Annotated in this window: 11 protein-coding genes; all 11 read right to left on the reverse strand. The window is 71.2% G+C overall.

The window, feature by feature from the left end; all coding sequences use genetic code 11:
• Positions 1-74 precede the first annotated feature (74 nt).
• Complete coding sequence (locus tag AB0F52_RS48000; RefSeq protein WP_360186143.1) at positions 75-1100, reverse strand: pectinesterase family protein; 1026 nt, start codon at positions 1098-1100, stop codon at positions 75-77.
• Between the two features lie 67 nt (positions 1101-1167).
• Positions 1168-1938 (reverse strand): pectate lyase, encoded by a 771-nt coding sequence (locus AB0F52_RS48005; protein WP_360186211.1) that lies wholly within the window; start codon positions 1936-1938, stop codon positions 1168-1170.
• Between the two features lie 210 nt (positions 1939-2148).
• On the reverse strand, positions 2149-3435 hold the full coding sequence (locus AB0F52_RS48010; protein ID WP_360186146.1) for a pectate lyase: 1287 nt from the start codon (positions 3433-3435) through the stop codon (positions 2149-2151).
• A gap of 10 nt (positions 3436-3445) precedes the next feature.
• Entirely contained in the window at positions 3446-4387 is a 942-nt protein-coding gene (locus tag AB0F52_RS48015; RefSeq protein ID WP_360186148.1) for a PmoA family protein, read from the reverse strand.
• Positions 4384-5616 carry a Gfo/Idh/MocA family oxidoreductase gene (locus AB0F52_RS48020; RefSeq protein WP_360186151.1) on the reverse strand — a complete coding sequence of 411 codons (1233 nt, stop codon included), beginning with the start codon at positions 5614-5616 and terminating at the stop codon, positions 4384-4386. The genes AB0F52_RS48015 and AB0F52_RS48020 overlap by 4 nt, the downstream gene beginning before the upstream one ends.
• Positions 5616-6749 carry a Gfo/Idh/MocA family oxidoreductase gene (locus AB0F52_RS48025; RefSeq protein WP_360186154.1) on the reverse strand — a complete coding sequence of 378 codons (1134 nt, stop codon included), beginning with the start codon at positions 6747-6749 and terminating at the stop codon, positions 5616-5618. Before AB0F52_RS48025 ends, AB0F52_RS48020 begins: the two co-directional genes overlap by 1 nt.
• Positions 6746-7360 (reverse strand): DUF624 domain-containing protein, encoded by a 615-nt coding sequence (locus AB0F52_RS48030; RefSeq protein WP_360186157.1) that lies wholly within the window; start codon positions 7358-7360, stop codon positions 6746-6748. The genes AB0F52_RS48025 and AB0F52_RS48030 overlap by 4 nt, the downstream gene beginning before the upstream one ends.
• 4 nt (positions 7361-7364) lie before the next feature.
• On the reverse strand, positions 7365-8210 hold the full coding sequence (locus AB0F52_RS48035; protein WP_013226274.1) for a carbohydrate ABC transporter permease: 846 nt from the start codon (positions 8208-8210) through the stop codon (positions 7365-7367).
• The gene (locus AB0F52_RS48040; RefSeq protein WP_360186160.1) at positions 8207-9190 is read right to left on the reverse strand and encodes a sugar ABC transporter permease; all 984 of its coding nucleotides are present in this window, start codon (positions 9188-9190) and stop codon (positions 8207-8209) included. The genes AB0F52_RS48035 and AB0F52_RS48040 overlap by 4 nt, the downstream gene beginning before the upstream one ends.
• Before the next feature lie 3 nt (positions 9191-9193).
• The gene (locus tag AB0F52_RS48045; protein ID WP_360186163.1) at positions 9194-10486 is read right to left on the reverse strand and encodes an extracellular solute-binding protein; all 1293 of its coding nucleotides are present in this window, start codon (positions 10484-10486) and stop codon (positions 9194-9196) included.
• Between the two features lie 211 nt (positions 10487-10697).
• Complete coding sequence (locus tag AB0F52_RS48050) at positions 10698-11894, reverse strand: Gfo/Idh/MocA family oxidoreductase (protein ID WP_360186167.1); 1197 nt, start codon at positions 11892-11894, stop codon at positions 10698-10700.
• Between the last annotated feature and the right edge of the window lie 70 nt (positions 11895-11964).

The raw sequence follows: 11964 nt of genomic DNA on the forward strand, positions 1-11964 counted from the left end.
CGCGAATGACTCATTCGGGGCCTGGGAGGTCCCGAATGAGTCATTCGCGACGTGGGGTGAGCGGGCCCCGGCAGTCAGTGCACGGGGTTCCACCCGTCACTGCCCGCGAGGTACTTCTGGGCGGTGTAGTTCCCGGCCTGCGCGGCGGGCAGCTGCGGCCGGTCGGTCCCGGTCCCCGCACCCGGGCCCGTGTTGCGGTACTCGGAGAACCGCGCGTCCTTCCACGAGAAGCCCGACATGTCGGTCCACGGCGCCGGCTTGATCGCCGCGGGCAGCGACGTCTCGCGGATCAGGACCTGGGCGATGGCGTCCACGTCCCCGCTCGGGTGCCACGGACGGCCGAGGTAGAAGCTCGCGTTGGCCGCCGAGCTGACCACCTTGCTGCCGGTGATCAGGAAGCCGTACGGGTTCGACCGCCGGGTGCTGGCCGCGGTCAGGAACCCGTTGTTGCTGCTGGAACCGCGGTCGAGCGCGGTGATCGTCGCCCGGTCGAACACCGCGGTGGCGCGGCCGAACATGAAGTCGACGTCACCGCTGATCGCGCAGGCGCGGTAGTACTGGCGGCCGATGGTGCCGACGGCCGCGGTGTCGGCGTACAGGGTGTCCTGGTGGCCGAGGAAGGTGACGTTGTCGAAGACCATCCGGTCGCCGGTGGCCTTGACCGCGACCGCCTGGGTGTCCTTGATCTCCGGGTGGGCGTTGCGGTCGAAGGAGTTGCGGAAGGTCAGCGCGGTCGCGGTGAAGCCGTTCGCGGCGATCGTCGCGGTCGCGCTGCCCGAGGTGCCGTACGTCGAGCCGTCGGGTTTCTTCGTCCCGCTGGCGTTGTTGTAGTCGATGACGACGTCGGCGGCCTTCCCGGTGGTCCCGCGCATCGTGATCCCGGTCTTGCCCGAGGACACGGTGATCACTTCGCGGTAGGTCCCGGGTTTGATCGAGATCGTGCCGCCCGCCGAGACCGCGTTGATCCCGGCCTGGACGGAGGTGTAGTTGCCGGATCCGTCCTTGGCCACGACGACGTTCGTCGCCGCGGCGGCTGACGTCGTAGTAGCCGCCAGCGACGCCCCGGCGAGCACCGACGCGACGAGCAGGGTCTTGAGCATGACGCCTCCACGGAGTGGAACGCGCCGGGGGTACCGGACGGCGGCCGGCACCCCCGGCGCGGGTCGGTTACTTGTAGGTGATGTTCGCCGCGGTGTAGAGGCAGTTCGTCGAGTCCGGGCCGCTGCCGATCTTCGTCGGCTCGCCGCTGGTCACGCCCTTGTACTTCGTGCAGGGCTCGATCTTGCGGCTGGAGTCGCCGACGATGGTGATCCTCGTCAGCTTCGCGGTGTCACCGTAGTTGGTGTTGATGCCGACCAGCGCCTTGCCGGGCACGGTGGCGGTGACGTTGTCCACGACGACGTTGCGCTTGTACTGCGTCTTGCAGTTGCCGCAGGAGCGGTACAGCTTGCCGAAGTCGTTGACCTGGAAGTTGCGGATGTACATCGTGCCGGGGCCGTTGTGCTGGAACACCTTGTCCGACGCCTTGCGCGCGCCGCCACCGTCGATGGTCATCGTCTGGGAGGCGGAGGTGCCCTTGAAGGTCGCGGCGTCTTCGCCGACGTCCTCCCACCAGACGTTGAGCAGCGTGCAGGTGCCGAGGCAGTGCACGCCGTCGGCGGCGGGGTTGCCCAGCACGACGTTCTTCAGCGTGGTGCCGTTGGCGAGCTCGAAGATCGGGCCCTGGTCCTCGCTCTGGCCGCCGGTGCCGAGGTCGCCGGTGCCGTAGAACCGCTTGAGGCCGCCGTCGTAGGTGCCGCTGGTGACCTTGATCGTCTTCGGCACCGGCACGCTGGTGCTCGGGTTCGGCCACGAGGCGGCCGACGCCGTGGCGCCGGTGCCGACCGCCGCCGAAACGACGAGCGCGGCGACCGCCGCCACCCGGACGATCCGGGACATTGCTGGGGGAATCATTCGTCACTCCCTGGTCCTGAGCTTCAATCGGCGCTGATGGAAAACGTCCGACCGGGTTGTGAAAGCGCTTTCTCGCCCCCGAGTTTCGGGTTGTGGGCCGGAGTGTGTCAATGTCGTTCGCCGCAGCGCCACGCATGTCGCCCGGATGGTCGCCGACGGCGGCCGTTTTCAGAAAACGCCGAAACTGTCGAAGGTTCAGTGGCCGGGCCCGGCACCGGCCAGCACCAGCGCCGGGACCGCCCACGCCGGGTCGAGGCGTTCGACGAAGGTGGGCGTCCAGCCGACGTCCGCCCCGAGGTCCGGGTCGGTGGCCGCGTTGTATTCGGCCAGCAGGTCGACCGGCCGCGGCCACTGGTTGCCCTGGGCCACCAGCGTCCCGGTCGCGTGCAGGACGGTTCCCTTCCAGTAGTGCACCAGCTGGCCCAGGGGCAGTCCGGCGGGGATCCGGAAGAAGTTGTTCTCCGCGTAGATCCGGGACTCCACGCCGACGCCGAGCGAATATGTGTAGGCCGCCGGATCCTTGACCAGGTAGAGGTTGTCGTAGACGTGCACTTGGCCGTACCGAACCCGGGGCGCGCGCTGGCCGATCTCGGAGAACAGGTTGTGGTGCAGCGTGACCCGCAGCTTGCCGACGTCATAGGTGGGTTTGTCGGTGTTGCCGATCAGCATGGTCTTGTCGTGGTCGTGCAGCCGGTTGTAGGACACCGTGACCAGGTCCGAGCCGTTCACGATGTCGAGCAGCCCGTCGTGGACCTCGTACTTGCGCCCGTAGTAGGACGGCTGCTGGTCGTTGCCGCCGTCGCTGAACTCGTTGTGGTCCACCCAGACGTGCGTCGCGCCGACCAGGTCGAGGTTGTCGTACTCGGAGTTCCAGTTCCCGTCGGCGGTGTCCAGGGGATCCCACTGCGGGAAGCAGTCGTGGGCGTCGGCGAAGTGCAGGTTCCGCAGGATGACGTTGTTCCCGGTGACGCGCAGGGTGAGCCCGTGCAGGGTGGCCTGGCCGCCGAGGCCGACGATCGTGGTGTTCGGGCCGACGTCGAGCACGACCTGCTTCGCCTGGTTGGCCTGCGACCGCGCGCGGGCTTCCTCCAGCGGTCCCGACGGCGGCACTCTGCCCCAGGTCGCCGGGTCGTACGCCGCCAGGTACGCCGGGAGGCTGTAGGCCGGATCGGCGAAACTTTCACAGCTCGCCGGCCGGTCCGCGGCGTCCACATTGCCCTCGATCGTGCCGCGGACGTAGACGATCTTCGGCGCGCCCGGGTTCGCCGCCAGCGCGGCCACGAGCTCGGAGCGTTTGCTCACCGTGTGGATGTCGCCGGGGGCGGCGGCCGAGCCGCCGGTGGTCCCGGTGGTCGCCGCGGCCCAGCCGTCGTGCGCACCGAGCACGACCCGGCCGGGATCGCGGCCGTGGGCCTGGGCGGGTGCGGCCGTGAGCGTCAGACCCAGCAGGGCGAGGCACCCCGCGAAAGCTTTCCAGCGCATGTCGGCTCCTCTAGTCGGTGTCCTGTCTCGTGAGCACCCGCTTCGCGAGCCGGGCGAGCCCGGCGGCGTCCGGGGTGCCGTCGATGACGACGACGTGGTGGGTCAGAGTCAGCTCCTCGCCCGGTTCGAGCAGCCACGGCCGGTGGTAGGTCGCGGCGAAGCTGACCACGGGGAACGGCTCGGCGCGGACGTACCAGGCCGTCGGGTGGGCCGCGTTGTCCGGGCTGTCGGCGAACAGCAGCGTCGAGGTCCGCAGGCTTTCGTCGTGCTGCCCGGTGAAGGCGAGCCACGGCGCCCGGTGTCCCATCGCCTCGGCGGCGGCCTTCCCGTCCGACGTCCGGACCGTGCCGCCGACGAACGAGCGCGGCCCGCGCCAGAACAGCCCGCCGTAGCCGGCGGTGTCCCGCCCTTCGGTGACCGGGCTCCCCCACCGCAGCTCGTGGCCGCTGGTGTTGCGCAGCCGGCTGGACCAGGTGAGCGTCCAGTGCCCGCCGCGCAGCGAGACGTCGCCGAAGTGCAGCGTCCGGTGTTCGGTGAGCCAGCGCCGGCCGGCCGCGGTGCGCCAGGCCAGCTCGTGCCGCAGTTCGCAGTGCCCGCCGGCGTCGTCGATGCTTTCCCAGCGGACGTGGCCGATGGTGCCGTTGTTGTCGAGCGGGGTGTAGCCGCGGCCGCGCACGTAGGTGCGCCCGCCCCAGAAGTTCTCGCCCGAGAGGTGGGCCATGGTGAACTGCAGGCCGTTGTGCCAGGTGTGGTCGTGCGGCCGGACCGCGGTGACGATCTCCCCCGCGGTGGTGCGCAGCGGGTGCAGGTACGGCTTCGGCGAGTCCCCGGCCGGCGTCGGCGGCTCGACGACGTACTCGGCCAGCACGACGTCACCGAGGCGCACGCACACCCGGCCGTCGCCCTCTTCGGTGACCGCCGGCGTGCCGTCCCCCACCGCGGCCCGGCTCACGCCGGTTCCCCGATCTCCCCCAGCAGCTCCTCGACGGACACGGACCGGCCGGTTTCCAGGGACCGGTTCGCGGCCAGCCCGGTGAGCAGGGCCTGCAGGCCGGCGTCGTGGTCGGCCGCGCAGCCGAGCGCGTCCGGTTCGGCGTCACCGAGCAGCTCGGCGAGCATTCGTTCGTCGCCGCCGCCGTGTCCGTCGCCCAGCTCCTGGTCGAGCACGACCTCGGGCGGCTCCCAGAGTCGTTGCACGGTCAGCCGGGCACGCCCCCGCTTCGGCACCGGCTCGGCGCCGGACGCGTGCTCGTTCTCCCGGACGTCCAGTTCCAGCCGCCCTTCGCTGCCGGAGAACGCGACGCGGTAGCCCTCCCGCGGCGAATACGCGTGCAGGTGGTAGTTCAGCACCGCCCCGCCGCGGTGGCGCACGAGCACCGACAGGTCGTCTTCGATGGTGACGCCGGGCGCGAACACGTCCTGGTTCCGGACGTAGCCGTCTTCTCGCTCGGCGTCGCGGTAGAGCGCGCGCAGCTTGGGTGAGGCTTCGAGGTCCAGCGCGAACCGGTCGCCGGCACTGCGGTGCCGGTGGCCGTTCTCGTCGCCGTAGAAGAACAGCCGGCCCAGCGCGAACACCGTCTCGGGGCCGCTGCCGAGCCACCAGTTGACGAGGTCGAAGTGGTGGCCGGACTTATGCACGAGCAAGCCGCCGGAGTTCGCCTTGTTCCGGTGCCAGCGGCGGAAGTAGTCGGCGCCGTGCGCGGTGTCGAGCAGCCAGCTGAACTCGACCGAGCCGATCGCCCCGATCGCGCCGCCGGCCAGCAGCTCCCGCACCCGGCGGTGCACCGGGTTGTACCGGTAGTTGAAGGCGACCCGCACCGAACGGCCCGTCTCGCGCCGGGCCGCGAGGATCCGCCGCGCGCCTTCGACGTCGGTGGTCATCGGCTTCTCCGTGACGACGTCGCAGCCGCCCTCCAGCGCGGCGACGACGTAGTCCGCGTGCGTGTGGTCCGGCGTGCACACCACGACGACGTCGATGCGTTCCTTCACCAGCATCGCGGTGAAGTCCGCCGGCCGGTAGCCGGGGATCTCCGTGCCCAGCCAGTCGTTGTGGACCCGCATGCGGGTTTCGTTGTGGTCGCAGAAGGCCGCGAGTTCGGCCCGCGGCGACGTGGCCAGGGCCCGGGCGAACAGCTGGGCCCGGGAGCCCAGGCCGACGATCGCGTGGCGTCGCACCGCCATCACCTCTCTCGTTCCGGTGAAGTCACGCCGGTCCAGGGCAGGGCGAGTTCGGAGAAGAGCGCGAGCCGCTCGGCCGCGGTGTCGACGTCGCGGTCGACGCCCGGCACGACGAAGTGCCGTTCGGGGCCGGTGTCCACGGCCTGGACCCATTCGGTGGGCAGCGGCAGCGGCTCGGGCGCGTCGCGGACCGCCTCCACCAGCGCGGTGAACGCGCGGGTGGCGGCCAGCGGGGCCAGCAGCGGCTCGCCGTCGCGCAGGTGCGCGACGAGGTTGGCCAGCAGGTCCCGGGGCGGCCCGACCGGTGTTTTCGCGTCCCCCACGACCACGAGGTCGGTCTTGTAGTGCCAGCGGAGCCGGCCTTCGGTGCCGTGGACCAGCACGTACGGGTCGTGGTCGGCCTCGGCGTCGAGCGTGGCCGCGACGACGACGTCCGGCGCCCCGGCGAAGCTCAGCCGCGCGCAGGCGGTGTCGTCGGACTCGATGTCCCGGGCCCGGTACAGCTCGACGGCGGTCCGGTCCGGCAGGACCTCGGCGGTGCCGTTGACCAGCAGCGCGGTCGCGACGGCGTGCGCGAACGGGTTGGTCAGCGCCCCGTCGACGACCGGCTGCCCGCCCACCCGGCGGCGGCCGGCCCACGCGGCGCGCGCGAAGTACCGGTCCCGCCGGATCCACGCCCCGGCGGCGGCGACCCCGGTGACCGTGCCGATCTCTCCGGCCTCGATCGCCGCCCGCACGACGGGGACCGCGGCGGAGCCGAAGCTCTGGAACCCGGTCTGGCAGGCGCGGCCGCAGGTCAGTTCGGTGAGTTCGCCGAAGGCCGCGAGGTCGAGCACCGGTGGTTTCTCGACGAGCAGGTGGCAGCCGGCGGCGAGCGCGAGTTTCGCCAGCGGCAGGTGGGTGTGCGGCGGGGTCGCTACGACGGCGATGTCCGGCGTGGTGCGGGCGAGCAGCTCGGCGGCGTCCCGGGTGATCACCGCCCCTTCGGGCAGCAAGGCGCGGGCTTCTTGGGAGGGTTCGCGGATGTCGCAGGCGCCGGCCAGCACCAGCTCGCCGCGGTCGTGCAGGGCGCGGGCGCGGCGCAGGTGCTGGCCCGCGTAGCCGGCCATGCCGAAGACGACCACCTCCGGCGTCATCGGCGGCCGCCGGTCGCGACCGCGGCCAGGGCCAGCGGCCCGGCCACCACGAGGGCGAGGATCGGCAGCATCCAGACGAGCAGGACGGCGAGACCGGCGGCGACGGCGAGCAGCAGGCCTCTCGCCGGCGCGGCGGCGGTTTCCCGCGCCGCGGTCACCACGGCCCGCTGCCAGGCGCGCCCGCCCGGCAGCGGCGCCCCGGTCTCCCGGCGCCCGGCCGAACCGCCGGTGGCCACCAGCTCGCAGGTGCGCAGCGCCACCACCGTGCCCGCCACCGCCAGCACCCACAACGCCGGCCTCAGGACGCCGGCACCCGGCATCGACGCCACCACCTCCAGGTCCACCGCGAACAGCACCACCGCGGCCAGGCACCCCATCCCGAACAGCACGCCACCCCGAGCGGCCTCGCGGAAGTCCGCCCAGAATGTCGTCCACAGTGGACGGCCGATGTCACGGCGAGTCCGGTCGAGCACGCGGCAGCCCGCCACGAACGCCGGGGCCGCCGTCACCACCGGCACCGACGCAAAGGCGACGAGCAGCCCGGCCAGCAGGCAGTCCGAAAAGTCACCGAGCCCGGTTCGCCACGCTGTTGACCGCTTCGGCGTCCGCATCAGTTCACCCCTTCAGGCCGCTGGTGCTGACGCCTTCGACCAGCAGCCGCTGGAAGGCGAGGAAGAACAGCACGATCGGGACGAGCGCGAGCGCCGACATCGCGAACATCGCGCCGAAGTTCGACTCGCTGCTGGTGTCGACGAACAGCCGCAAGCCCAGCGGCACGGTGAACTTCTCCGTGTCGTTCAGGTACACCATCTGCGTGAAGAAGTCGTTCCACGTCCAGATGAACGTGAAGATCGACGTGGTGACCAGCGCCGGTTTCGACAGCGGCAGCACGACGTGCCAGAACGTCCGGTAGACCGAACAGCCGTCGATGATGGCCGCTTCGTCGAGCTCGCGGGGGATGCCCCGCATGAACTGGACGATCAGGAACACGAAGAACGCCTCGGTGGCCAGCAGCTTCGGCAGGATCAGCGGGACGAAGGTGTTGACCAGCCCGGCCTGCTGGAAGATCACGTACTGCGGGATCAGCGTGACGTGGTAGGGCAGCATCAGCGTCGTGATCATGAACGCGAACAGCGCGCCCCGGAACCGGAACTTCAGCCGGGCGAAGGCGAACGCGGCCAGCGAGCACGACAGCACGTTCGCCGCCACCGACAGGCCGGCCACCAGGAACGAGTTGAGGAAGAAGCGGCCGAACCCGACGTCCGCCGCTCCTTCCCAGCCCTTCGTGTAGCCGTCGAAGACGAACCTGCTGGGCAGCAGCGCCAGCCGGGAGAGGATCTCGTCCGGCGGCTTGACCGACGCGAACGCCAGCCACACCAGCGGGTAGAGCACCACGGCGACGATGACCAGGCACAGCACGTGCCAGCCGAACGACCGCGCCGTGCGCGGCAACACGGTCATTTCTGCTCCCCTGTGCTTTCTGCGTCGTCGTAGAACACCCACAGCTTCGCCGTGCGGAACACGATGGCCGTCACGATCGCGATGACCACCAGCAGCACCCACGCCATCGCGGACGCGTAGCCCATCCGGAAGTCCTGGAAGCCGACCTCGAACAGGTAGAGCGTGTAGAACAGGTCCGCGTCGGCCGGGCCGCCGCGGCCGCCGCCGATGACGAACGCCGGGGTGAACGCCTGGAAGGCGTGGATCGCCTCCATCACCAGGTTGAAGAAGATCACCGGCGACAGCATGGGCAGCGTGATGTGCCGGAACCGGCGGAACGCGCCCGCCCCGTCGATCGCGGCGGCCTCGTGCAGCTCCGCCGGGATCTGCTTGAGCCCGGCCAGGAAGATCACCATCGGCGCGCCGAACTGCCAGACGCCCAGCAGCACGATCGAGGCGAGGCTGAACTGCGGGTCGTCGACCCAGCTCGGGGTGTGCCAGCCGAAGAACGCGAGCACCTCGTTCACCGGGCCGCCGCCCATGAACAGCGCCCGCCAGACCAGCGCCGCCGCGACGCTCGCGCCGAGCAGCGAAGGCGCGTAGAACGCCGCCCGGTAGAAGCCGTTCGCGCCGCGGCGGGTGTTGAGCAACATCGCCACCAGCAGCGACACCGTCAGCTTCAGCGGCACCGAGACCAGCACGTAGATCAGCGTGACCTTCACCGACTGCAGGTAGCGGTCGTCGCCGGTGAACATGTGCGCGAAGTTGCCGAAGCCGACCCACTTCGGCGAGGTGAACATGTCGTAGTCGGTGAACGACAGGTACAGCGAGACCACCATCGGGCCGACGGTCAGCGCCACCGCGCCGAGCAGCCACGGGGTCAGGAAGGCGAACGCCTCCGGCTGGCTCTTGCGGCGGCGCCCGGCCGGCCGGCCCCGGCGGCCGCGCGCGGCGGGCGCCGGGGGCGCGACCGGTGGGTCCGGCGTGCGCAGGGTCGTCATCGGCTAGGACAGTCCCTTCTGGGCTTCGGTCAGGAACCGGTTGACCGCGTCGTCGATGCTCATCCGGCCGAACGCGACTTCTTCGTACGTGCGCTGCAGCAGCTTCTGGATCGCGCCGGCGCCCTTCGGCGGCACCGGCGGCGCGGCCCCGAGCTTCGGTTCGAGCGCGGCTTCGTAGTCGTAGAGGGTTTTGTCGTTGCCCTTCGCGTCCGCCGCCAGCTGCGCGCGGACCTTGAGGTTCGGCGCGAGGCCGCGGTCGGTGCCGACGATCTTGCCGACCTCGGGGTCGTTGACCAGGAAGTCGACGAGCTTGGCCGCCGCCTCCTGCTGCTGGCTGCGCGCGGACACGGACAGGAACATCGACGGCCGCCGGTACTGCCCGGTGTCGCCGTTCGCGCCGCTCGGGTACGGCGCCACGTTCAGCGGCTTGCCGTTCGCCTTCTGGTACGCGGGCAGCAGGTTGTCGTAGGCGAACTCCGAGCTGGTCAGCTTCTTGCCCAGTGGCGCCTGCTCGGGCGAGGTGTTGTAGGACGCCGTCACGTCGGCGGGCGAGGCGGCCTTGGTGTCGCGGAACTTGCTCGTCAGCTGCCAGTAGCGGCGCAGGTCGTCGGCGGCGAAGCCGAGCTTGCCCTCGGGGGTGTAGAACTGCTTGCCCTGCTGGCGCAGCCAGATCTCCAGCGTCGTGTCGAGGATGCCGAAGTCGGTCACCCCGCGTGCCGAGCCCGCCGAGCTGACCTTCTGGGCCGCCTCGGCGTACTGGTCCCAGGTCAGCCCCTTCGCCGGATCCGCGCCGGCCGCGGTGAACGCAGCCGGGTCGTAGATCATCGCCGGCGTGTTCTGCGCCCACGGCACGGCGTAGCGCTTGCCCTGGTAGACGCCGGTGGCCGCCAGCTCGGGGTTGACGTCGGCGAGCGAGATCGCCTTGCCCGCGCCGGAGTTCAGGTCGGCCAGCACGTTGCGGCCACCGTATTCGGCCAGGTAGCGGCTGTCGACGTTGAGCACGTCCGGCGGCTTGCCCCCGGCCGTCTGCGTCGCCAGCTTCTCCCAGTAGGCCGCGTACGCCGAGAACGACGTCTGCACCTTGATCTTCGGGTTCTTCTGCTGGAACAGCTCGACGGCCTTCTTCGTCAGACTCGCCCGCCCTTCGCTGCCCCACCAGACGAAATTGATCGTCACATCGCCGCCGCTGCCGGAGTCCGAGCCGCAGGCGGCCACCCCCGTCAGCAGCAGCGGGACCACCACGGCCAGCGCGGCGACACCTCGCCCCTTGGTCCTACGCTCAGTTGTCCGCCCCATCGAACTCTCCGTCCTCAGCCGGTCAGCACTTTTCTGAAAACGCTGTCAGCGCGCTCACGGTAGGCAGTGCGCCACACCGGTGTCAACGGGCAAACGGCGGCAATACCCCTTGCGTACCAACGTCTTCGCTGTTCAGGAGGCACGCCGAGAAAGCGCTTACAGCAGCGGCGGCGATGACCGGGCTGCCAGCGCTGGTGCGCACCGGTGCGCGTTATCCGGTGCGTTCGGCGGCCGCGCCGCCCGACGGTCGTCGCGCGGCACTCGCCCACGGGACGCCGATCTCGGAGAACAACGCCAGCCGGTCCGCGGCGACGGCGACCTCTTCGCCGATCCCCCGCACGACCGGGTGCCGGCTCGCCCCTTCGCCCACGGTGCGGATCCAGCCCGCCGGGATCCGCGACGGCGACGGCGCGTCCCGCACCGCTTCGACCACCGAGGCGAACGCCCGGGTGCCGGCCAGCGGCGCGAGCAGCGGCACCCCGTCCGGGTCGAGGCGGTGGGCGATCAGGTTGCGCAGCAGGTCCGCCGGTTCGCCGAGGTGGAACCGCTCGTCGTCGATTTCGAGGCGGTGGCTCTTGTACCAGAACTTCGCGCGCCCGCGCTCGCCGTGCACCACGACGTAGGGCTCGTGGTCCTGCTCGGCGCACAGCGAAGCGGCGACGACGATCTCGGGTCCCTCGCCGAACCGGATCCGCAGGCACGCGGTGTCGTCGGCCTCGATGTCGCGGGTGCCGTAGAGCTCGAGCGCGATCTCCGCCGGGTCGCGGCCGGCGACCCCGCCGACCAGCAGCGCGGTGGCCACGGCGTGGGAGAACGGGTTGGTCAGGGCGCCGTCGACGACGGCCTCGCCGTCGAGCCAGCGGCGCCCGGCCCACGGGTTGCGGCGGTAGTAGGCGTCGGTGCGGATCCACGCCCCGGCCGCGCCGACACCGGTGACTTCGCCGAGCCGGCCGGCCGCGATCGCCGCCCGGAGGACGGGCAGCACCGGGGAGCCGAAGCTCTGGAACCCGGTCTGGCAGGCCGCACCGGTCTCCGCGGCGAGCCGCGACAGCGTGGTGAAGCCGTCGAGGTCGAGCACCGGCGGGGTCTCCAGCAGCAGGTCGCTGCCCGCCCGCAGCACCGCGGCACCGGTGTGGACGTGCGCGTGCGGCGGCGTGGCGACCACGGTGATGTCGGGGCGGCAGCGGCGGAGCAGGTCGTCGACACTCGCGTGCGCGGTGCCGCCCGGAGGCAGCAGCGCGATGGCGGCGGCCGACGGGGGCCGGATGTCGGCCATGCCGGCGAACCGGACCAGTCCTTCGTCGTGCAGGATCCGCGCCCGGTGCAGGTAGCTGAAGGCGTAGCCGGACGTGCCGACGACCGCCACCCTCGGCGGGTCCGCCACGGTGCGGCTCCGGCTCCCCGACATGGGATCTCCGATCGGCGGGCCCCGGTGTGGCGCCCGCGCGGAACTGACGAATGGGTCAGGCTTTGGGAGA

Source organism: Amycolatopsis sp. NPDC024027, assembly GCF_040638975.1.
In the GTDB taxonomy this organism is placed as follows: Bacteria; Actinomycetota; Actinomycetes; order Mycobacteriales; family Pseudonocardiaceae; genus Amycolatopsis.

Bases quoted from the DNA above. Each gene is read 5' to 3' on its own strand.
- AB0F52_RS48000 (WP_360186143.1), bottom strand. From the start codon at position 1,100: ATGCTCAAGACCCTGCTCGTCGCGTCGGTGCTCGCCGGGGCGTCGCTG.
- AB0F52_RS48005 (WP_360186211.1), bottom strand. From the start codon at position 1,938: ATGTCCCGGATCGTCCGGGTGGCGGCGGTCGCCGCGCTCGTCGTTTCG.
- AB0F52_RS48010 (WP_360186146.1), bottom strand. From the start codon at position 3,435: ATGCGCTGGAAAGCTTTCGCGGGGTGCCTCGCCCTGCTGGGTCTGACG.
- AB0F52_RS48020 (WP_360186151.1), bottom strand. From the start codon at position 5,616: ATGGCGGTGCGACGCCACGCGATCGTCGGCCTGGGCTCCCGGGCCCAG.
- AB0F52_RS48025 (WP_360186154.1), bottom strand. From the start codon at position 6,749: ATGACGCCGGAGGTGGTCGTCTTCGGCATGGCCGGCTACGCGGGCCAG.
- AB0F52_RS48030 (WP_360186157.1), bottom strand. From the start codon at position 7,360: ATGCGGACGCCGAAGCGGTCAACAGCGTGGCGAACCGGGCTCGGTGAC.
- AB0F52_RS48035 (WP_013226274.1), bottom strand. From the start codon at position 8,210: ATGACCGTGTTGCCGCGCACGGCGCGGTCGTTCGGCTGGCACGTGCTG.
- AB0F52_RS48040 (WP_360186160.1), bottom strand. From the start codon at position 9,190: ATGACGACCCTGCGCACGCCGGACCCACCGGTCGCGCCCCCGGCGCCC.
- AB0F52_RS48045 (WP_360186163.1), bottom strand. From the start codon at position 10,486: ATGGGGCGGACAACTGAGCGTAGGACCAAGGGGCGAGGTGTCGCCGCG.
- AB0F52_RS48050 (WP_360186167.1), bottom strand. From the start codon at position 11,894: ATGTCGGGGAGCCGGAGCCGCACCGTGGCGGACCCGCCGAGGGTGGCG.